Consider the following 19,462-nt stretch of genomic DNA (forward strand, 5'->3'; position numbering starts at 1 on the left):
GGCGCTGCCGGGGGACCCCCTGCCGTGTCAGGCCGAGCGGACCCAGATGGTGACGTCGGTGGGAACGCGACCGTCGGCGTCCAGCGGGGCGCTGGCGTGCACCAGTTCGGTCCCGGTGGGCACCGGCACGGCGGCGTCGCCGAAGTTGGTCAGCACGGTCAGCGCGCCGTTGCGGAACGAGAGCACCTCGTCGCCGGAGGCGAGCCACTCCAGCGTGCCCTCGCCGAGCCGGTGCTCGCGGCGCAGCCGCAGCGCCGTCCGGTACAGCTCGTACGTCGAGCCGGGCGTGTCCCGCTGCCGGTCCAGGGCGTACTCCGCCCAGAGCGACGGTTGCGGCAGCCAGCTCGCGTCGGTCGGCCCGAAGCCGTACGACGGGGCGTCGGCCTCCCACGGGATCGGCACCCGGCAGCCGTCCCGGCCCCGCTCGGTGTGCCCGCTGCGCATCCAGGTCGGGTCCTGCCGGGCCTCGTCGGGCATCGTGGTGTGCTCCGGCAGGCCCAGCTCCTCGCCCTGGTAGAGGTAGGCCGAGCCGGGCAGGGCGAGCATCAGCAGGCTGGCCGCCCGGGCCCGGCGCAGGCCGAGCGCGGCGTCCGGCTGCGGGTCGCCGATGCCGATGCCGTTGGGCCGCTTGGCGCCGACCGGCAGCCCCAACCGGGAGGCGTGCCGGACCACGTCGTGGTTGGAGAGCACCCAGGTGGTCGGGGCGCCGACGGAGTCGGTGGCCTCCAGCGAGCGGGTGATCACCGCGTACTGGGCCGGCGCGGTCCACGCGGCGAGCAGGTACTCGAAGTTGAACGCCTGGTGCATCTCGTCCGGGCGGACGTAGCGGGCCAGCCGCTCGGCCGGCTCGACCCACGCCTCGGCGACCAGGATCCGTTCGCCCGGATAGCCGTCCAGCAGGCGCCGCCAGTCCCGGTAGATGTCGTGCACGCCTTCCTGGTCCCACATCGGCGGGCGCGGCTTGTCGACCTCCTGGCCGGAGAGGATCTCCTGCGGCTCCTGCCAGTCTGCCAGGTCGGCCTGCTTGATCAGGCCGTGCGCCACGTCGACGCGGAAGCCGTCGACGCCGCGGTCCAGCCAGAACCGCAGCACCCCCAGGAACTCCTCCCGGACCTCGGGGTTGTCCCAGTTGAGGTCGGGCTGCCCGGCGTCGAACAGGTGCAGGTACCACTGGCCGGGGCGGCCGTCGGCCTCGGTGACGCGGGTCCAGGCCGGCCCGCCGAAGACGCTCTGCCAGTCGTTGGGCGGCTGCGCGCCGTCCGGCCCGCGGCCGTCGCGGAAGACGTAGCGGGCGCGCTCCGGGCTGCCCGGGGCGGCGGGGAGCGCCGCCTGGAACCACCGGTGCGCCGACGACGTGTGGTTCGGCACCAGGTCGACGATGACCCGCAGCCCGCGCGAGTGCGCCTCGCCGATCAGCCGGTCGGCGTCGGCGAGGGTGCCGAAGAGCGGGTCCACGTCCCGGTAGTCCGCCACGTCGTACCCGGCGTCGGCCTGCGGCGACGGGTAGAACGGCGACAGCCAGAGCGCGTCCACGCCCAGTTCCACGAGGTGGTCCAGGCGGGCGGTGATGCCGGGCAGGTCACCGATCCCGTCGCCGTCGGAGTCGGCGAAGGAGCGCGGATAGACCTGGTAGATGGTGGCCCTGGTCCACCAACCGGTGGCCGGGCCGGCGGGCGTGTCCTGGTGCGTCGGGTTGCTGTTCAGGGCCTTCTCCCGTGTGTCGAGCCGGACGGTCGGATGCTGCCCGGGGTCGGCGGTTGCCGTTAGTGTGCCCGGGGTGGTGCGGTCGATTCACGCACGACGAGCCGAGTGGGCAGGATCACCGGCGATCCCGGCGTGTCGAGATAGGGGCCGCTCCGCTGCGCCAGGACCCCACCGTGCAGCGGGTCGAGCAGGATCCGCGCGGCGAGCCGGCCCTGCTCCGCCGCGGGCTGGGCGATGGTGCTCAGCCCGAGGACGCCGGCCAGGTCGTGGTCGTCGACGCCGATCACGCTGACGTCCTGCGGCACCCGCAGGCCGGCGTCGCGCAGCGCGGTCATCGCCCCCATCGCCATCTCGTCGCAGGCCGCGAAGATCGCCGTCGGCGGGTCGCCGCGCCGGAGCAGTTCCTCGGTGGCCCGCGTGCCGCCGCTGATGGTGAACTGCGACTCCACGTCGAGGCTGGGGTCCGGGTCGATCCCGGCGTCGCGCAGCGCGTCCCGGTAGCCGCGCCGCCGGTCGAGGTGGGTGGTGTAGGCCAGCTCGTCGTCCGGGTCGCCGGAGATGTGGGCGATCCTGCGGTGGCCCAGGTCGAGCAGGTGGCGGGTGGCGGTCCGGGCGACGCCCACGTCGTCGATGCGGACGCAGGGCCAGCCGGGCACCACCGTGCCGGAGCTGATGGTCACCCCGGGCAGTTCCAGCTTGGCCAGGGCGGTCAGGTCGGCGGGCCGCAGCGGCGTGGCGACCAGCATGATCGCGTCCACCCGCTTGTGCAGGTTGGCGGTGCGCAGCACCCGCTGGCGGATCTGTTCGCGCCCGCCCAGGTTGTGCAGCAGCAGGTCGTAGCCCGCCTGCTGGAGGAAGTCCTCGACCGCCTCGACGACGGTCCCGAAGAACCACCGGGTGATGCGGGGGACCACGACGGCGACCGTGCCGGTGCGCCCGCCGGCCAGGCGCGAGGCGCTCGGCGAGACGGCGTACTCCAGTTGCTCGGCCGCCGCGAGCACCCGGCGGCGGGTCGCTGCCGAGACCGTCGGCAGCCCCCGCAGCGCCCGGGACACGGTGGCGGTGGAGACCCCGGCCAGGCGTGCGACATCGTCGATCCTCGTCACCGCTACCCCCGCTCCGCCCGCTCCGCCGCCGCCGGGTCACCGGCGGCGGCGGAGACGCCTCAGCCCTTGACGCTGCCGGCGAGCAGGCCGCGCACGAAGTAGCGCTGGAGGGACAGGAAGACGACCAGCGGTACGACCATCGAGATGAACGCACCGGCGGTGAGCCGCTGCCACTCGTTGCCCCGGGTGCCGGCCATCTCGGCCAGCCGGACGGTGAGCGGGGCGGTCTCGTCGCCGCCACCGGCGAAGATCAGCGCGACCAGCAGGTCGTTCCAGACCCAGAGGAACTGGAAGATGCCGAACGCGGCCAGCGCCGGGGTGATCAGCGGCAGCACGATGCTGCGGAAGATCTTCGGATGGGTGGCCCCGTCGACCCGGGCGGCCTCCATCAGGTCCCCGGGGAGCTGCGAGATGAAGTTGTGCAGCAGGAAGACGGCGAACGGCAGCGCGAAGCAGGTGTGTGCGAACCACACCTGCGCGAACTTCTGTTCGTCGACCAGGTCCCAGGCCGGCATGACGGTGACCCCGCCGACGGTGACCCCGGTGGAGAAGAACTTCAGCAGCGGCACCAGGGCCATCTGCAGCGGCACGATCTGCAACGCGAAGATCGCGATGTACATCCAGTCCCGGCCCCGGAAGTTGATCCAGGCCAGCGCGTACGCGGCCAGGGCCGCGAAGGCGAGCGGGAAGAGCACCGACGGGATGGTGATCGCCAGCGAGTTGATGAAGTAGCTGGCGAGCTGCCCGGACGACGAGGAGCGGCCGAACAGCACCTCCTGGTAGTTCTCGAAGGTGAACGACGGGTTGGTGAAGAAGGTCCACCACCCGCTGCTCTTGATCTCGTCCTCCGGCCGGAACGAGGAGATGAACAGGCCGAAGGTGGGGATGGTCCAGACCAGGGCGATGACGATCGAGACGAGGGTCGCGGCGCGGGTGTTCAGCCGCTTGCGGACCCGTCCGGCGGTGCTGGTGCCACGACCGTCGGTCTTCTGGGTGCCGGCGGCGACGGTGGGTGTCGCGGTGGTCATTTCAGCCCTCCCGCTGCTGACGGAGGTTGCGGATCTGGTAGATCACGATCGGGACCACCAGGATGAACAGGAACACCGCCAGGGCCGAGCCCTGCCCGTTCTCGCCGTACCGGAACGCCTGGTTGTACATCTCGTTGGCGATCACGCTGGTGTCGTAGTTGCCGTTGGTGGACGTCCGGACGATGTCGAAGACCTTGAGGGTGGCGATCGACAGCGTCACCACGACCACGATCAGCGCCGGGCGGATGCTCGGCATGGTGATCTGCCAGAACATCTGCCACGGGGTGACCCCGTCGAGGCGGGCCGCCTCCACGATGTCGGCGGGGATCGCCTTGATCGCGGCCGAGAGCACCACCATGGCGAAGCCGGCCTGGATCCAGACCATGATCACGATCAGCAGCAGCGTGTTCAGCGGTGAATCCAACAGCCACTGCTTCGGTTCGCCGCCGAGGCTGACCACGACCTGGTTGAGCAGGCCGATCTGCTCCTGGCCGTCGCCCCGGTAGGCGTAGACGAACTTCCAGATGATGCTCGCGCCGACGAAGGAGATCGCCATCGGCAGGAAGATCAGTGACTTCGCCACCGACTCGAACCGGGCCTTGTCCACCATGACGGCGTAGAGCAGGCCGAACGAGGTGGCCACCAGCGGGACGAGGAGCACCCACACCAGGGTGTTGATCAGCACCCGGACGATGGAGTCCTCGGAGAACATCCAGCCGTAGTTGCGCAGCCCGACCCACTCGTTGCTGTTGCCGTCCATGAACGACAGCAGCGTGGTGCGGATGGCCGGGACCACCAGCCCGATGGTGAGCAGCAGCACTGTCGGCAGTAGGAAGAAGAGCGCGAACATGCCCTCCCGCGGCTTGCGCCGGCGGGGGAGCGGGGCGCCGCTCGCGGAGGCGGCGATGATCTGCGCCTCCCTGCGGCGGGCGAACCAGGCCGGCACCACGTCGAGGAGCAGGAGCAGACCGCCCACCACCGCGACGAAAGCGATCAGCCCGTACATCAGCATGAGGAACTTCGGCTGTTCCCCAGCGAAGTCGAACTCCATCGACCCTCCCAGGTCCTTGATCAGCCGGTGGGCCGGCCCGCGTGCGCGGACCGGCCCACCGGTTCAGATCACTTCCAGCTGCTCTCGATGCCCTGCAGCACCGTCGCGGTGTCCTTGCCGTTGATCCAGTCGACCATGCCCTTCCAGAACGTCCCCGCGCCGACGGTGGCCGGCATCAGGTCCGAACCGTCGAACCGGAAGACGGTGCTCTTGTCCTGGAGGATCTGGACGGAGAGCTTGTCGATCGGGTTCGCGACGTTGGCCAGGTCGAGCTTGTTGTTGGCCGACACCCAGTCACCGATCTTGGCGCGGCTGTTGGCGTACTCGCCCGAGGCGAGGTAGGTCTGCACGGCCTGGACCTCGGGACGGTCGTTGAAGGCCGCGACGAACTCGCCGCCGCCCAGCACCGGCTTGCCCTTGCTGGCGTCGATCGCCGGGAAGTAGAAGGCGAAGACGTCGCCGTCCTCGGCCACCTTGGTGCCCTTCGGCCACTGGTTGGCGTAGAAGGACGCCTGCCGGTGCAGCGCGCACTTGCCGGTGGTGATCGGCAGACCGGCCTCACCGAAGGCGGTGGTGGCGATGCTCTTCACGCCGCCGTAGCCGCCGTTCATGTACTTCTCGTTCTTGAGGATGGTGCCGGCCTTGTCGACGGCCTCGACGACCTTCGGGTCGTTGAACGGGATGCCGTGGCTCGTCCACTGGTCGTAGACCTCGGGGGTCTGCGTCCGCAGCATCACGTCCTCGATCCAGTCGGTGGCCGGCCAGCCGGTGGCGTCACCGGACTCGATGCCGGCGCACCACGGCTTGGCGCCGGTGGCCGCGATCTGGTCGCTGAGCTTGATCAGCTCGTCCCAGCTGGTGGGGACGGTCCAGCCCTTCTCCTTGAAGGTCTTCGGCGAGTACCACACGAAGGACTTCACGTTGGAGCCGAGCGGGGCGCCGTAGAGCTGGCCGTTGACGGTGCTGTACTTCAGCCAGTCGGCCGGGAAGTTCTCCTCGGCCATCTTCTTGGTGTCGGCGCCGACCGGCTTGAGCTTGCCCGAGTCGACGAAGCGCTTGACCAGACCCGGCTGCGGGATGAACGCGAGGTCGGGGGCGTTGCCGCCGTCGACCCGGACACCGAGCTGCGCCTCGAACTCGGCGCTGCCCTCGTGGTCGATCTCGATGCCGGTGCAGTCCTCGAACTGCTTCCAGGACTCCGCGAGGCGGTCGGCCTCGATGTCCCGGATCGACGAGTAGATCGTGACCTTCTTGCCGTCGTTGTCGCCGTACTTCTCGTATGCGGCGCACTCCGCGGAGCCCGCGGTGTCACTCTTCTTGTCGTTGCCGGTGCCGCAGGCGGTGGCGCTCAGCGCCAGCCCCAGGACGCCGGCGATCGCGAGAGCCTGGCGTGATCTGGCAAACGCCATGCCGTTCTCCTTCCTTGCCGGCGCGTGCAGGGATCGAACCCGCGCCGGTCCGATGGACGTCACCCACATGTAAGCGCTTGCATCTGGACTGGTCCACCCCTAACCGGACACGAGGAAGTAACAATCCAGAAACCCGTAGGCCCCCTGTTGGGCGCGCTCCCACGCGGAGGTGGGACCCCTTTCCATCGACGGCATTTTCTGACACGCTGCAAGCAGGCGATCGAAGGATTTCGACATAGGAGGTGCTGGATGGGTAAGCGGTGGTTGGGCCTGCTGGCGGCCGGTCTGCTGGCGGTGGGCGTGGTGCTCCCGGCGGCCCCGGCGATGGCTGCTCCCACGTTCAAGGTGCCGTTCCCGTGCGGGCAGTCCTGGTCCGGCCAGACCCGGACCGGCCACAGCCCGGCGTACGCGGTGGACTTCAACCGCACGGACGACCTCGGCGACCCGGTGGTGGCGAGCGCGCCCGGCACCGTCGACCGGGTCACGGATCTGGGCGGCACCAGTTACGGAAAGTACGTCCGGATCAACCACGGTGGCGGGTACAGCACCTACTACGCCCACCTCAACGGCTTCAACGTCTCCGTCGGCCAGACCGTCGGCTACGGCAAGGTGATCGGCTGGGTCGGCAGCACCGGCGGCTCCAGCGGCCCGCACCTGCACTACGAGCAGCGGCTCAACGGCGCCGACATCCAGGTGCGGTTCAACGGCGCGCTCGCCCTCTACTGGGGCACCAAGACCTACACCAGCGACAACGGCTGCGGCAGCAGCACCGGCTCCGGCACGGTCAACACCAGCGGTACGGCGCTGACCGTCCGCTCCGGCCCGGGCACCGGCTACGCCGCGGTGGGTACCGTCGCCGACGGCACCCGGGTGACCATCTACTGCCAGACCAGCGGCACCAGCGTCACCGGCACCTACGGCACCAGCACGATCTGGGACCGGATCGGCAGCGGCCGGTACATCGCCGACGCGTACGTCTACACCGGCTCCGACGGCTACATCCCCGGCGTGCCCCGCTGCTGAGGATCCACGGCGTGCCCCGCTGCTGAGCGGGCGACGGCACGGGGCCCCGGCATCACCCGGGGCCCCGTGCCGTGTCGAGCGTTCCGCCTGCCGGCCGGGGTGACCCGGTGGGCGTCGCGAGGTCGGGGCCGTTCAGCCGTTGAGGCGCCAGATGGCGAAGTTCAGCGCGGCCGCGAAGGTGACCCACGCCCAGTAGGGCAGCATCAGCAGGGTCGCCGGGCGGGACACCGTGCGGAAGAGCGCGACCGTCACGCCGATCGCCACCCACATCAGCAGGATCTCGGCGAACGCCAGCCCGTAGCGGCCGGCGCCGAAGAAGAGCGGGGTCCAGATCGCGTTGAGCACCAGCTGGGCGATCCACGCCCAGAGGGCCGGGCCGAAGCCGACCCGCCGCCAGACCAGCCAGCCGGCCACCGCGATCATCGCGTAGAGGAGGCTCCAGACCGGTCCGAAGAGCCAGGACGGGGGAGCCCACGGCGGCTGTTCGAGGCTCGCGTACTCGGCCGAGGTGCCCCGCACGCCCAGCCCGCCGATCGCCGCGGCGACGAACACCGCGGCCCCGAAGCCGAGCAGTGCCCACCACTGCCGGGCGCCACCCGTACGCTCAGCGCTCCCAGACATCTCCATGGTCGAGATATCTCCGCCGGAGGCGCACGGTAAACCCGCGCTCACACCCCGGAAGGCAGAACACCGGGGTCGTCGTGTCCGGATGCTCCTGTCGGGAGGACGGAGTTCCGGTCACGACGACCCCGGTGGGTCCTTGACGGCGGCTTCTAGCCGCCACGTCAATTGAAGATGCTCACACCACCCGGCCCGACGAGCAGGCCGACCACGATGAGGACGACGCCCCACAGGATCTGCCGCCGGAACAGCGCGAGGATGCCGGCGACCACGAGTACGACTGCGAGAATCCAGAGAATCAGCTCCATGATTGCTGAATACCCGAGCCGCCGACGCCGGAAACCTGTGCCGGATCGAGGTGGTCTCCCAGGTGGAAGACGCTGTACGCCTGCTTGATCACGGGGTGGGCGACGTTGCGCACGCGGACCCCGCCGGGCGTGGTGCCCCGCTCGCTGCCGGCGTGCGCGTGCCCGTGCAGGGCCAGCGCGGTCGGCGCCGAGTCGATCGCCTGACCGAGCTGGTACGACCCCAGGAACGGGTAGATCTCCAGCGGCTCACCGGCGAGCGTGTCCGGCACCGGCGAGTAGTGGGTGAGCGCCACCAGCACGTCGCAGTCCAGCCCTCGCAGCGCGGCGGAGAGGGCGTCCGCGCTCTCCGTGGTGGTCCGGACGAACGCCTTCATCTCCGGCTCGCCGAAGTCGCTGGCGCAGCGGCCGGCGAACCCCCCACCGAACCCCTTCACCCCGGCCACCCCCAGCCGGCCGCCGGCGCAGTCCAGCACGACGCCGTCGCCCTCCAGCACGGTGATCCCCGCGTCCTCGAGCACCTTGACCACCTGCGGCACCTGGTCGCACTGGTGGTCGTGGTTGCCCAGCACGGTGACCACCGGCACGCCGAGCCCGCCGAACTCGGTGGCCACGCAGCGGGCCTCGGACTCGGTCCCGTGCCGGGTCAGGTCGCCGGCGAGCAGCAGCACGTCGGCGTGCTCGGGTAGCTCGTCCAGGGCCGGCCGGAACCGGCCCACCACGTCCTCGTCCAGATGCACGTCGCCCACGGCGGCGATCCGGATCACCATGGAACCTCCTCAGGGCAGTTGCTCGATCTCCGTGGGCGCCTGCGCGCGGATCACCCCGATGTCGCTGGTGACCGGCACGTCCGGGAAGCGTTCGGCCACCCGGCGCAGGATCTCCTCCCGGCGGTGCGGGCTCTCGACCTCGCCGTAGAGCACGAGGCCGCGCTCACGGCGGACCACGGTGATGCCCTGTTCGGCCACGTCCGGGTCCTCGGCGAGCAGCCGGTGGATCTCCGCCTCGACGTACTCGTCGGGCGGTCCGGTGGCGACGTCGCGGTGCTCGGTCACGGTGTCCCCTCTCCCTCGACGGTGCCGGAGTGCGGCACCACCTCCAGCCGGTCCAGCAGCACCAGGAACGCCTCCGCGTACGGCGAGTGCTGCGTCTCCTTGCGTACCCGTTCCCAGTCGATCTGCTCGCGCAGGGAGCGGGCCAGCGGCAGGCCCCGGGCGAAGTCGCAGTAGTGCTGCGAGAAGCTCAGCAGTTTGTGCACCATGAGCTGGGTGGCGGAGAGCACCGGCATGTGGATCGCGTCAACCGGCCGGACGACCGTGTCGGCGAACGTCTCCTCGGTCACCGGCGTCTCGATCGGCCGGTGGATCAGGTCCACCATGCGACCGTCGTCGAAGACCTTGACCAGCCAGTCCTCGGGCGGCCGCTCGGCGGTGAAGCCCGCCGCGACCAGCGCCTCCAGGGAGCGTTCCACGTCGACCTCCCGGATGAGGAAGTCGACGTCGTGCTCGCTGGAGTGACCGCCGTGGGCGTACACCGCGAAGCTGCCCCCGAGCGCGAAGGGAATCTCTTCCTGCTTGAGCACGGCGGCGACCTTCTTCAGCGTGTGCACCAGGCTCTCGTCCCCGCGCTCTGCCATTGGCGTCTCCCGTCATGGTGGTGGGCGGCTGATCCAACTCCGGTACCCGGCATCCCGGCGGGCCACACCTGGCAGGTGGCACGGTCGGGGTCAACCGGGAGCAGACGGCACAAAGCTCCGGGGACGCGAGCGCGGGTCGGATAGCCTGTGCAGAGTGTCCAGATCACCGCAGGCGCGGCGCGGCAGGGCCCGATTGCGCGCCGTCGCCCTGATCGGCATCGACGGCTCGGGCAAGACCACCCAGGCGCACCGGCTCGCCGACGCGCTCACCGCGGCGGGCCGCCCCGCCACCTACCACCGCAACGCCGGCGGGCGGCGCTGGCTTGGCCGCCTCGCGCACCGCCTCGGACGCCCGGACGCCCAGCGGCTCGTCGGGCGCAGCGGGATGCTGGCGGTGGAGTCCGTGCTCCGCTGGCTGGCGATCGCCGTCGCCCTGCTCAGCTGCCTGGCCACCGGCCGGGTCGCGGTCATGGACCGCTACTCCGCCTGCCAGTACGCGAGCATCCGCGCGCACGGGGGCCAGCGCTGGGAGCGGCTGGCCCGGGTCGGCTACCGGATGTTCCCGCGGCCGCAGGTGACCTTCCTGCTGACCGTGGATCCCGCCGAGGCCTACCGGCGGATCGAGCAGCGCGGCACCGACCACGAGAGCATGCGCTACCTGACCGCCGCGGACACCGCGTACCGGACCCTGCCGGAGTACCCCACCTTCGTGGTGGTGGACGCCGGGCGCCCGCCGGAGGAGGTCTCCCGGCAGATCCAGGACCACATGGCCGGCTGGCTGCCGGCCGCCGACGGGCGCGACGGCCGGCCCGCGGGCGTGCCCCCGGCGCCCGGCACGGAGCCGGTCGCGATCGGCCGGCTGACCGCCTGAGCCGACGGCGTGCGGGCCGGTCGAGGCCCGGCCGCCTGGCGCCGCGTCGCGTCCCCGGGGCGTCGCGGGCGGCGGCGGGATGGCATCGTCTGCACCAGGGTCGCGTGCGGACCGGTAGCGCACATCCGGCGACCCGGGCAGGTCGCGCGGGCGGCGACGGCGCCCGGGGGAACAGCACGCTGGACGAAACGGCACAACCCGGCAGGCGGTACTTTCCTCAATACGGGGAGTCATGGTTGACGCTCACGCCTCGTGAAAGTAAGTTTCATCCGTGGCGAAGAGTCCGAAGATTTCTGCGAGTCACGAGCCGGGTGGGCTGATCGTCCACATCAGCGGCCTGCTCCCGTCGTTGTCGCCGGCCGAGCAGCGGGTCGCCCGGCTGGTGGTCTCCGATCCGGCCGACGCCGCGCGTCGGACCATCACCGACCTCGCCACCGCCGCCGAGACATCCGAGGCGACCGTCATCCGCTTCTGCCGGTCCGTCGGCATGGATGGCTACCCGCAGCTGCGGATCCGGCTCGCCGCCGAGGCCGCCCGCCGGGTCGAGCCGCCGGACGCCCGGGTCGTCGGCGGCGACATCCCGCCCGGTGCAGACCTCGCCCAGATCATCGCGACCATCGCCTTCAACGACGCGCGGGCCGTCGAGGAGACGGCCGAGCAGCTCGACCCGGCGATCTGCGAACAGGTCGTCGACGCCATCGCGGGCGCCGGCCGGATCGACGTCTACGGGGCGGGCGCCAGCGGCTTCGTCGCCTCGGACTTCCAACAGAAGCTGCACCGTATCGGCCGCACCGCCTTCTACTTCCCGGACGTGCACACCGCGCTGACCTCGGCCGCGCTGCTCGGGCGGGGAGATGTCGCGGTCGGCATCTCGCACACCGGCACCACCTCCGACGTGATCGAGGTGCTGGAGCAGGCCCGGGCCCGGGGGGCGGCCACGGTGGCGCTCACGAACTTCCCCCGGTCGCCGATCACCGAGGTGGCCGACTTCGTGCTCACCACGGCCGCCCGCGAGACCACCTACCGCTCCGGCGCGATGGCGAGCCGGCTGGCCCAGCTCACCGTCGTCGACTGCCTCTTCGTCGGGGTGGCCGCGCGCAACCGGTCCCGGGCCAGGAAGGCCCTCGAAGCGACAGCCGAGGCGGTCCGGTCGCACCGGGTCGGCCCGGGACGGAGGCGGGCATGACGGCGGGCGCGGTGGAACCCCACGAGGTGACGGCCCCGGTGACGGCCCGGCCGGTGATCCGGGTCGGCGCGCCGACGGAGCGGCGCAACCCGCTCAGCGCGGACCTCGACCTCATGTCGACCCGGGACGTGCTCACCGTGATCAACGAGGCGGACCGGCGGGTGCCCGGCGCCGTCGCGGCCGTCCTCGACGAGATCGCCACGACGGTGGACCTGGCGGTGACCGCCCTGCGCGGCGGGCACCGGGTGCACTACTTCGGCGCCGGCACCTCCGGCCGGCTCGGCGTGCTCGACGCCGCCGAGCTCGCGCCCACCTTCAACTCGCCCCGGCACTGGTTCTGCGCCCACATCGCCGGCGGGCCGGAGGCCATGTGGCGGGCGGTCGAGGACGCCGAGGACGACGACCGGGGCGGCGCGGCCGAGGCAGCCGACTGCGTACGGGCCGGTGACCTCGTGGTCGGGCTCGCCGCCAGCGGACGCACACCGTACGTCCTGGGGGCGCTCGCCGCGTCGAGCGCCAAGGGGGCCTCGACCGTGCTGCTCTGCGCCAATCCGGAGGCGGCGGCCGCCCGCTCGGTGGACGTCTTCATCGGGGTGGACACCGGACCGGAGGTCGTCACCGGGTCGACCCGGATGAAGGCGGGCACCGCGCAGAAGCTGGTGCTGAACACGTTCTCCACGGCCGTGATGGTCCGACTCGGTCGGGTCTACTCGAACCTCATGATCGACATGGTCGCCACCAACGCCAAGCTCCGGGGTCGGATGATCTCGATCCTGATCGAGGCCACCGGCTGCTCGGAGGAGATCTGCCGGCAGGCCCTGCACGAGGCCGACGGCGACATGAAGGTGGCGCTGGTCCTGCTCGTCTCCGGCGTGGAGGTGTCCGCCGCGCGGGCCGCCCTGGCCCGCTCCGCCGACCAGGTCCGCGGCGCCCTGGCCCTGCTCGCCTCCTGACCCCACCCCGCGTTCCACCCCCTGCGACCCCCGTCACGTACGGGCATGGATCACCGGTGCGGATTGTTCACCGGGGGGTGGGGTATTACCACGGGCGTGGATGAACCGACCGGTGCACCGGCGCGTGTCCTGACAGTGACCAGGATCGCAGCGCGACGGTGACCCGGGTCGCTGCGTCCCCCGGGCGGGCGGTGCTGCCATGGTCCGGGAGACGGCGACACGTCCATCCGCCGCCCCTGGTGTGGTGCCCATCGGAGAGCCGCCACATGGGGTGCTGACAGCAAACATGGACCGCGCTCTCAGCGGATTATCAGGCATTCGTGACACTTTCGACTCACGACATGGAATCCCCGACGCGTCTCAACTGTTGTGTAGGTGTCAGCACCGGTGGGCACGGCGCAAGTTACGGGGGAGGGCTGATGGACGTGGGGATGGCAAGGAACCGGGCAACCGGCGCGAGCGAGGGGACCGTGGGCAACGTGGACAAGAACATCGGCATGCGAACCGACGAGGTTGCCGAGGAGCGCGACCTGGTCGGCGTCTACCTTCACGAGATCTCCCGGACGCCACTGCTGGACGCCGCCAAGGAGGTCGACCTCTCCAAGGCGATCGAGGCCGGCCTCTACGCCGAGCACCTGCTCGGCGAGGACCGCGTCCCCGCCGGTGTCGACCGGGACGACCTGGAGCGGCTGGTCGCCGAGGGTGAGCGGGCCAAGGACCTGTTCATCCGGGCCAACCTGCGGCTGGTCGTGTCGATCGCCCGCCGCTACGTCCGGTCGGGCATGCCCATGCTGGACCTGATCCAGGAGGGCAACACCGGCCTGGTGCGGGCGGTCGAGAAGTTCGACTACGTACGTGGCTACAAGTTCTCCACCTACGCGACCTGGTGGATCCGCCAGGCGATCAGCCGGGCGATCGCCCAGCAGGAGCGCACCGTGCGACTGCCGGTGCACCTGGTCGAGGACGTCAACCGGATGCGCAACGTGGCCCGCCAGCTCACCCGCGAGCTGGGCAGCGACCCGGAGCCGGAGCAGATCGCGGCGTCCCTCGGGGTCACCGTCGAGCGGGTCAACGAGCTGGTCCGCTGGTCGCAGGACACCGTCTCGCTGGACACCCCGGTGGGCGACGACGGCGACACCAACCTCGGCGACCTGGTCGCCGACAGCGACGCGCCGTCGCCGGAGGAGATCGTCCTCACCGGGCTGGAGCGGCAGCGGATCGAGGGCCTGCTCAACCACCTCGACGACCGTTCGGCCGGCATCATGCGGGCCCGCTACGGGCTCGAGGACGGCCGGGAGCACTCCCTCACCGAGGTCGCCTCGCGGTTCTCGCTCTCCCGGGAGCGGATCCGGCAGCTGGAGATCCAGGCGCTCGGCCGGCTCCGCGAGCTGGCCCGGGCCGAGGGGCTCCAGGCGGCCTGAGCAGGGTAGGAAGAACGGCGAACGGCCGGCGTCCGATAGGGGGACGCCGGCCGTTCCCCGTACTCGGCTGCGGTCAGCGGACCCGGCCGTAGCCCTGGATGGGCATCAGGTTCATGCCCCGCTTGAGCACGTTGCGCCCGGCGCTCGGCGCGTCGATCACCTGGCCGCCGCCGACGTAGAGGGCCACGTGCCCGAGCCCGCTGTAGAAGACGAGATCGCCGGGGCGCAGGTCGCTCCGGCTGATGTGGGTGACCGCGCCCCACTGCATCCGGGTGTTGTGCGGCAGCGACTTGCCGGCCGCCCGCCAAGCCGCCGAGGTCAGGCCCGAGCAGTCGTAGCCGTTCGGCCCGTCGGCGCCCCAGACGTACGGCTTGCCGAGCGCGCCGTACGCGTACCGCACCGCGACGCCGGCCCGGCCGGAGACCGCCGGGGCCTCCTTGGCGCTGTCGGGCCGGGCGGCCGGCTTCTCGGTGGCCCGGCCGTACGCCTGCCGGCGCAGCTCGTAGAGCTCGGCCAGGTCGCGCTCGATGCGCTTCTTGGCGGCGGTCATCTCGCGGGCCTGGGCGGCCTGCCGGCCCAGCGTGATCTCCAGCCGGGTCTTCTCGTCGAGCAGCCGGCGCTGGTTGCCCGTGAAGTTCGAGATCTTTTCCTGCCGCTGCCGGGTGAGCTGGTCGAGCATGCCCAGCCGGTCCAGCAGGGTGTCGGCGCCGCCGGGACGCAGCAGCGCGTCCGCGGTGGTCAGGTTGCTGCCGGTCTTGTACGCGGTCACCGCCAGCTCGCCAACGTCCGCCCGGCTCCGCTCGGTCTCCTGCTCCAGCGGGCCGATCCGGCTCTGCACCCGCGCCACGGCGGCCTCGTTGGTCTTGATCTCCTCCCGGAGCTTGTTGTACGCCTCGACGACGTGTTCCAGCTGGTTGGAGGAATTCTCGATCCGCCGGGTCAGCTCGGCGGGGGACGGTTCGGCCCGGGCGGGTGCCGCCGGTGCGAGCAGCGTGGCCGACACCACGGCGACCGCCAGGGCGCGCAGCGTGTTCCTGAGGGACGACAAGAGCGGAAAGCTCCTCTCCCACCGGCCGCCACGGGCTGCTGACGCCCCCGGCGACACCGGGCCGGTGCTGTCCGGGTGGACGGCGATCGACCGGGCCGGCCCGGACAACCTATCCCGGGGCAGGAGTGATGCGCAGTTGAAGCAGGGTCGAATGTTGGCCGAGTGACGGAAATTGTTGATCACGACGGGCGCGCTGCGTGATCGACTTCTCCGGCCCGCCGCGGGGCGACCGCGGCTATTGCCGGCGATCGGGCGATCCGCGCCATTCGTCGTTGTCGGCGTATGCCGTCGGAAGCTGAGCCGTTATGACCGACAAGACCGACATGGTGGCCGCAACCGGCGGGCCAGGCACCCGCCAACCCGGGACGCGAGCCGAAATCGCCCTCCCGGCTGGCACGTGCGCCACACAATGAAGCGCGCAGCCGGGAATCCCGTCGACCGGCACCGATGTGAGACCGGCGACGGGAGTCGACCCGGCACCAGCCGCGGGAGGTAGAACCGTGAACCCTCAAGGCGCCACACGACAGACGCGGTCGGCGCGACCGACCGCAGGGAAGAACACCCTCCTCTACGCCCGACCCGGGATCATCGTGACGGTCGACCGGTTCACCGTCGGGCGCAACAGCTGGCGGGTCACCGAGCTGACCCACCTGCACACCGGCCGCGGCCCCCACGACCGCGTCGCGGTACGGGCCGTCGTGGTAACCGGCGCCATGATCGGCGGCGTCGGCCTGCTGCTCGGCTTCACCGGCGGGCTGCAACGGCTCACCGCGGGGGCGTACCTCGTCCTGGGTCTGGTGTTCCTGCTGCCCGTGCTGGTCGCGCTGGTGGGGGACCGGTGGCGACCGCCCGCGTACGAGCTGTGGGGCCGGCGCCGGGGCGAGCGGGTGCTGCTGTTCAGCAGCGACGACGAGCGTCAGTTCGGCCAGGTCTCCCGGGCCCTGCGTCGGGCCCGGGAGATGAACCGGTACGGCGGCTGGGAGGACCCGCTCGCCTCGGCTGACCCGTGGCGGCCCAACCGGTAGCCGGCGTCAGCCGGCTACCGGCTCCGGGGCGCGCTCGGCGCGTTCCGCGGTCACCCAGGAGCTGACCCGCCGCTCGGCGTAGAAGGAGACGAACGGCACCGTGCCGGCGAGCATCACCAGGACCATCCGCTTCAGCGGCCAGCCGGCCCGGCGGGACAGGTCGAAGGCGGCCACCAGGTAGAGCATGTAGAGGAAGCCGTGCGCCTGGCCCACGGTCTCCACCAGGATCGGGTCGTCGAAGCCGTACTTCATCGGCATGCCGATCACGACCAGCAGGATCAGCGCCACGCCGACGATCCAGGCGATGACTCGGTACCGGGTCAGGGCTGCGCCCACCGTCGTCCGTCCTTTCGCGCCCGGCTCAGCCGGGGTAGTCGCCGGGCTTCGCACCCGGGTTGTCGTTCAGCCATTGCAGGTAGTGGTTGTAGGCGGCCAGGTCGCCGTCCTCGCCGCCGTCGGCAGCCGCGGCCACGCGGGCGACCCGCACGGGCCGGCGTACGACCGGGCGCGTCGCGGCCTCCGGGGCGTCGGCCGGCCGCGTCGCGGCGGCGGTCGACGCCTCCTCGGGCGCGGTGGCCGCCGCCGGCCCACGCAGCGTGTGCCGGACCTCACGCCACCAGACGAAGACCACGAAGCCCGCGAAGATCGGCCACTCGACCGCGTAGCCCCAGCTGATCGCGTTGCCGGCGGCGGCCCGGCTGACCTGCCACCAGCCCAGGCCCAGGAAACCGGTGACGAGCACGACCATGGCCACGTGGCGCGCGATCCACGCCGGGGTCCAGAGCCGTTTCATGGCATCGAGAGTACCGGTCTCCGACGGGGTCTCCGACGCGGCGTCGTAGCCGCGGGATGGTTTGGTGCCACCCGGTGTGGGCATCCGTCTAGACGAGCCCAAACCAGAGCAGGGGGTCGATCATGACGGGATCGGTACGGCAGGACGACTTCGGCAGTCCGGAGCAGCGGATGCCCGAGTGGGACGGCGACCACGTCCACGACAGGGCCTCCGGCGAGGCGGACCCGCCCGACGGCGAGCTGCTCGGCGTCGACCCCGCCGAGCTGGCCGACGAGGACCTGATCCGGGAGATGCACAGCCTGCACCGCACCCGCCTGGACACCCTGCGCCACGCGTCGGACTCCGCGCTCGCCAACCACCTGCGGCGCACCGCCGAGCTGGAGACCGAGTACCTCGCCCGGCATCCCGGGCGCGAGGTCGACCCGAGCCGGCTGCGGGACGCGTGATGGCGTCCGCCGAGCGCGGGATGTCCGCGCCGCCGGAGGTGGTGTTCAGCACCGCCACCGACCCCGCCCGGGCGTCGGCGTGGCTGCCCGAGCCGCTGCGGGCCGACGGCACCCCGGCGGAGGAGGTCAGCGCGGAGGAACTGCGGGCCCGGTGGAGCGCCGCCGAGGAGTGGTCGGCCGAGATCCGGGTGGAGCCCGCCCAGGCGGGCGGCGCCCGGACGCGGCTCGACCTGACCGGCGGGCCGGACGCCGAGCGGCTGGCCGACGAGGCGCTGGACAGCCTCGCCCGTGAGGTGGCCGACAACCTGCAGGCCGGCTGAGCCGGTCGCGCGACCGAGAAGATCGAGGAGACCGGGTGACCGTCCTGAAGGAGAAGGTGGCGCGGCTGCGCCAGGCGTACGCGCCGCACGAGCACCGGCCGCTGGGCGGCTACCTGGCCGCGATGGGCACCTACGCCGGGGTGACCGCCGGCATCGCCGGTCTGGTGAAGGCGACCGGCCGCCCGGTGCCCGAGCGTCCCGCCCCGGCCGACGTGGTGCTGCTCGCCGTCGCCACCCACAAGCTGAGCCGGCTGCTGTCGAAGGACGCGGTGACGAGCCCGCTGCGGGCCCCGTTCACCCGGTACGACAAGCCGATCGGCAGCGGCGAGGTGATGGAGCAGGTCCGCGACCAGGGCAGCTCCACCCGGCACGCGATCGGGGAGCTGTTGAGCTGCCCGTTCTGCCTCGCCGTCTGGGTCGCCACCGGGCTCACCGGCGGGCTGGTGCTCGCCCCCCGGCTCACCCGGCTGGTGGCGACCGCGCTGACCGCCGTGGCCGCCTCGGACTTCCTCCAGATGGCGTACGCGGTGGCCCAGCAGGCCGCCGAGGGCGGCGACCACGACGAGGACTGACGTACGAAGGGGGCCGGCTGTGCGCCGGCCCCCTTCGTCGTACCGTCCTCGTGTCGTGCCGTTTCGTGGTCGTGCCGTCCTCGTGTCGTGCTTCGTCGTGCCTCAGGTCGGCCGTCGGAGCGTCAGGTCGGGGTGGTGCCGTGGTCCTCGCCGGCCCAGCCCCGGGAGGCCTCCGGCTCGCGCTCGTCGGCGTCCGCCCCGGTGATGATGTCCCGGTCGACCGCCGTGCGGTCGTGCTCGTTGGCGAAGTCGGGCTCCGGCAGGGTGTCCCGGCCCTCGGGTGGTTGACCGAGCGCCGGCAGCTTCTCGTGCTCTTCCTCGTGGTGGGACATCTCGCTCTCCTCACTGCTCGTCGGCCTCCGGTGCGGAAAGGCCGGCCGCCCCCGGGGGACGGGTGGCGACGCGTTTCGCCCCGCGTACGAGGGGCCGGCACGACCCGCTCGGGCCGCGCCGACGGCCCGACCGGAGCCGCGGGGCGTCAGGTGACCGAACCGCCGAGCAGGTCGGCGACCTCGTCCACGGCGTACTCGCCCCCGGGCAGGGCGGCGATGCGGGTGAGGAGCTGCGCGGGAAGCTCGGCGGCGACGGCCCGGCGGTAGATGTCCGCCTGACTGATCCGCTCCTGGCCGTGGTAGAGGTCCTCGAGCAGCTCGTCGAGGCGCCGGGTGTCCGGCTCCTCGATCACGGGCACGTCCGTCACAGGTGCGTCGTCGGTCACGTCGGTCAGCTACCCGCGTCCGAATCGGTCAAACGTCACCGCGCGGCCGGCCCCGCTGGTGCGGAGGTGGCCGTCGGGCTGTGACGGCGGTCATGGCGCGGGGCGGAACACCGGCGGCGGGTCGCCCGTTGAGTCAGGTGTCGGTGTGCCCAGTGTCCCCGGGCCTCACCTAAATTGCCTTCGCGGAATACCGTTCGGCTGGAGCCGCGTCGCGCCACTCGCCGAG

Annotated in this window: 24 protein-coding genes; 9 read left to right on the forward strand and 15 right to left on the reverse strand. The window is 71.7% G+C overall.

Going from position 1 to position 19,462, the window contains the following annotated elements; all coding sequences use genetic code 11:
• Nucleotides 1-27 precede the first annotated feature (27 nt).
• The 5 genes from ACSNN9_RS09260 to ACSNN9_RS09280 all read right to left on the reverse strand — a co-directional run bounded on the left by ACSNN9_RS09260 (nucleotide 28) and on the right by ACSNN9_RS09280 (nucleotide 6,298).
• Nucleotides 28-1,704 (reverse strand): glycoside hydrolase family 13 protein, encoded by a 1,677-nt coding sequence (locus ACSNN9_RS09260; protein WP_436672557.1) that lies wholly within the window; start codon nucleotides 1,702-1,704, stop codon nucleotides 28-30.
• Between the two features lie 59 nt (nucleotides 1,705-1,763).
• The gene (locus ACSNN9_RS09265; RefSeq protein WP_436672529.1) at nucleotides 1,764-2,810 is read right to left on the reverse strand and encodes a LacI family DNA-binding transcriptional regulator; all 1,047 of its coding nucleotides are present in this window, start codon (nucleotides 2,808-2,810) and stop codon (nucleotides 1,764-1,766) included.
• 59 nt (nucleotides 2,811-2,869) lie between these two features.
• Complete coding sequence (locus tag ACSNN9_RS09270; protein ID WP_436672531.1) at nucleotides 2,870-3,838, reverse strand: carbohydrate ABC transporter permease; 969 nt, start codon at nucleotides 3,836-3,838, stop codon at nucleotides 2,870-2,872.
• A 1-nt stretch (nucleotide 3,839) separates the two neighbouring features.
• The gene (locus ACSNN9_RS09275; protein WP_436672533.1) at nucleotides 3,840-4,889 is read right to left on the reverse strand and encodes a carbohydrate ABC transporter permease; all 1,050 of its coding nucleotides are present in this window, start codon (nucleotides 4,887-4,889) and stop codon (nucleotides 3,840-3,842) included.
• Nucleotides 4,890-4,957: 68 nt separating this feature from the next.
• A complete protein-coding gene (locus ACSNN9_RS09280; RefSeq protein WP_436672535.1) occupies nucleotides 4,958-6,298 on the reverse strand; it encodes an ABC transporter substrate-binding protein in 1,341 nt (446 codons plus the stop codon).
• Nucleotides 6,299-6,547: 249 nt separating this feature from the next.
• Here ACSNN9_RS09280 and ACSNN9_RS09285 point away from each other — a divergent pair, with 249 nt between their 5' ends.
• Nucleotides 6,548-7,321 carry a peptidoglycan DD-metalloendopeptidase family protein gene (locus tag ACSNN9_RS09285; protein WP_436672537.1) on the forward strand — a complete coding sequence of 258 codons (774 nt, stop codon included), beginning with the start codon at nucleotides 6,548-6,550 and terminating at the stop codon, nucleotides 7,319-7,321.
• A gap of 132 nt (nucleotides 7,322-7,453) precedes the next feature.
• Here ACSNN9_RS09285 and ACSNN9_RS09290 read toward each other — a convergent pair whose 3' ends face one another.
• From ACSNN9_RS09290 to ACSNN9_RS09310, 5 genes are all read right to left on the reverse strand, one after another.
• Complete coding sequence (locus tag ACSNN9_RS09290; protein WP_436672539.1) at nucleotides 7,454-7,948, reverse strand: TspO/MBR family protein; 495 nt, start codon at nucleotides 7,946-7,948, stop codon at nucleotides 7,454-7,456.
• Between the two features lie 158 nt (nucleotides 7,949-8,106).
• Nucleotides 8,107-8,250 carry a GPGG-motif small membrane protein gene (locus ACSNN9_RS09295; protein ID WP_165947907.1) on the reverse strand — a complete coding sequence of 48 codons (144 nt, stop codon included), beginning with the start codon at nucleotides 8,248-8,250 and terminating at the stop codon, nucleotides 8,107-8,109.
• A complete protein-coding gene (locus ACSNN9_RS09300; RefSeq protein WP_358086928.1) occupies nucleotides 8,241-9,017 on the reverse strand; it encodes a metallophosphoesterase family protein in 777 nt (258 codons plus the stop codon). The genes ACSNN9_RS09295 and ACSNN9_RS09300 overlap by 10 nt, the downstream gene beginning before the upstream one ends.
• Nucleotides 9,018-9,026: 9 nt before the next feature.
• Complete coding sequence (locus tag ACSNN9_RS09305; RefSeq protein WP_132239421.1) at nucleotides 9,027-9,302, reverse strand: hypothetical protein; 276 nt, start codon at nucleotides 9,300-9,302, stop codon at nucleotides 9,027-9,029.
• Nucleotides 9,299-9,883 carry a nucleotidyltransferase gene (locus ACSNN9_RS09310; RefSeq protein ID WP_358086924.1) on the reverse strand — a complete coding sequence of 195 codons (585 nt, stop codon included), beginning with the start codon at nucleotides 9,881-9,883 and terminating at the stop codon, nucleotides 9,299-9,301. Before ACSNN9_RS09310 ends, ACSNN9_RS09305 begins: the two co-directional genes overlap by 4 nt.
• A 154-nt stretch (nucleotides 9,884-10,037) precedes the next feature.
• Between ACSNN9_RS09310 and ACSNN9_RS09315 the strand changes: the two genes are divergently transcribed.
• The 4 genes from ACSNN9_RS09315 (at nucleotide 10,038) to ACSNN9_RS09330 (ending at nucleotide 14,314) form a co-directional block, all read left to right on the forward strand.
• A complete protein-coding gene (locus tag ACSNN9_RS09315; RefSeq protein WP_436672542.1) occupies nucleotides 10,038-10,754 on the forward strand; it encodes a dTMP kinase in 717 nt (238 codons plus the stop codon).
• A 271-nt stretch (nucleotides 10,755-11,025) separates the two neighbouring features.
• The gene (locus ACSNN9_RS09320; protein ID WP_357867392.1) at nucleotides 11,026-11,940 is read left to right on the forward strand and encodes a MurR/RpiR family transcriptional regulator; all 915 of its coding nucleotides are present in this window, start codon (nucleotides 11,026-11,028) and stop codon (nucleotides 11,938-11,940) included.
• Entirely contained in the window at nucleotides 11,937-12,893 is a 957-nt protein-coding gene (murQ, locus tag ACSNN9_RS09325; protein WP_436672544.1) for an N-acetylmuramic acid 6-phosphate etherase, read from the forward strand. The genes ACSNN9_RS09320 and murQ overlap by 4 nt, the downstream gene beginning before the upstream one ends.
• Nucleotides 12,894-13,324: 431 nt before the next feature.
• Nucleotides 13,325-14,314 carry a sigma-70 family RNA polymerase sigma factor gene (locus tag ACSNN9_RS09330; RefSeq protein WP_357867507.1) on the forward strand — a complete coding sequence of 330 codons (990 nt, stop codon included), beginning with the start codon at nucleotides 13,325-13,327 and terminating at the stop codon, nucleotides 14,312-14,314.
• 73 nt (nucleotides 14,315-14,387) lie between these two features.
• On the opposite strand, the gene ACSNN9_RS09335 is transcribed toward ACSNN9_RS09330, so the two are convergent.
• A complete protein-coding gene (locus ACSNN9_RS09335) occupies nucleotides 14,388-15,362 on the reverse strand; it encodes an NlpC/P60 family protein (RefSeq protein WP_436672546.1) in 975 nt (324 codons plus the stop codon).
• Between the two features lie 590 nt (nucleotides 15,363-15,952).
• Between ACSNN9_RS09335 and ACSNN9_RS09340 the strand changes: the two genes are divergently transcribed.
• The gene (locus tag ACSNN9_RS09340; protein ID WP_436672548.1) at nucleotides 15,953-16,387 is read left to right on the forward strand and encodes a DUF6232 family protein; all 435 of its coding nucleotides are present in this window, start codon (nucleotides 15,953-15,955) and stop codon (nucleotides 16,385-16,387) included.
• Between the two features lie 6 nt (nucleotides 16,388-16,393).
• Here the strand turns inward: ACSNN9_RS09340 and ACSNN9_RS09345 are convergent, their stop codons facing one another.
• Nucleotides 16,394-16,723: a DUF3817 domain-containing protein gene (locus ACSNN9_RS09345; protein WP_358086911.1), complete on the reverse strand. Its 330-nt coding sequence runs from the start codon at nucleotides 16,721-16,723 to the stop codon at nucleotides 16,394-16,396.
• A gap of 25 nt (nucleotides 16,724-16,748) precedes the next feature.
• Nucleotides 16,749-17,180 (reverse strand): hypothetical protein, encoded by a 432-nt coding sequence (locus ACSNN9_RS09350; protein ID WP_436672550.1) that lies wholly within the window; start codon nucleotides 17,178-17,180, stop codon nucleotides 16,749-16,751.
• A 119-nt stretch (nucleotides 17,181-17,299) separates the two neighbouring features.
• Here ACSNN9_RS09350 and ACSNN9_RS09355 point away from each other — a divergent pair, with 119 nt between their 5' ends.
• The 3 genes from ACSNN9_RS09355 to ACSNN9_RS09365 are packed head-to-tail and all read left to right on the forward strand — an operon-like array spanning nucleotide 17,300 to nucleotide 18,518.
• Nucleotides 17,300-17,626: a DUF6158 family protein gene (locus ACSNN9_RS09355; protein WP_357867504.1), complete on the forward strand. Its 327-nt coding sequence runs from the start codon at nucleotides 17,300-17,302 to the stop codon at nucleotides 17,624-17,626.
• On the forward strand, nucleotides 17,626-17,946 hold the full coding sequence (locus ACSNN9_RS09360; RefSeq protein ID WP_358086908.1) for a hypothetical protein: 321 nt from the start codon (nucleotides 17,626-17,628) through the stop codon (nucleotides 17,944-17,946). The genes ACSNN9_RS09355 and ACSNN9_RS09360 overlap by 1 nt, the downstream gene beginning before the upstream one ends.
• A 35-nt stretch (nucleotides 17,947-17,981) precedes the next feature.
• Nucleotides 17,982-18,518: a DUF1360 domain-containing protein gene (locus ACSNN9_RS09365; RefSeq protein ID WP_436672552.1), complete on the forward strand. Its 537-nt coding sequence runs from the start codon at nucleotides 17,982-17,984 to the stop codon at nucleotides 18,516-18,518.
• A 122-nt stretch (nucleotides 18,519-18,640) separates the two neighbouring features.
• On the opposite strand, the gene ACSNN9_RS09370 is transcribed toward ACSNN9_RS09365, so the two are convergent.
• Nucleotides 18,641-18,850 carry a hypothetical protein gene (locus ACSNN9_RS09370; protein WP_121399515.1) on the reverse strand — a complete coding sequence of 70 codons (210 nt, stop codon included), beginning with the start codon at nucleotides 18,848-18,850 and terminating at the stop codon, nucleotides 18,641-18,643.
• 146 nt (nucleotides 18,851-18,996) lie between these two features.
• Complete coding sequence (locus ACSNN9_RS09375) at nucleotides 18,997-19,245, reverse strand: hypothetical protein (RefSeq protein ID WP_436672560.1); 249 nt, start codon at nucleotides 19,243-19,245, stop codon at nucleotides 18,997-18,999.
• Between the last annotated feature and the right edge of the window lie 217 nt (nucleotides 19,246-19,462).

Origin of the sequence: Micromonospora sp. URMC 107 (genome assembly GCF_051386315.1) — a bacterium.
Lineage (GTDB): Bacteria > Actinomycetota > Actinomycetes > Mycobacteriales > Micromonosporaceae > Micromonospora.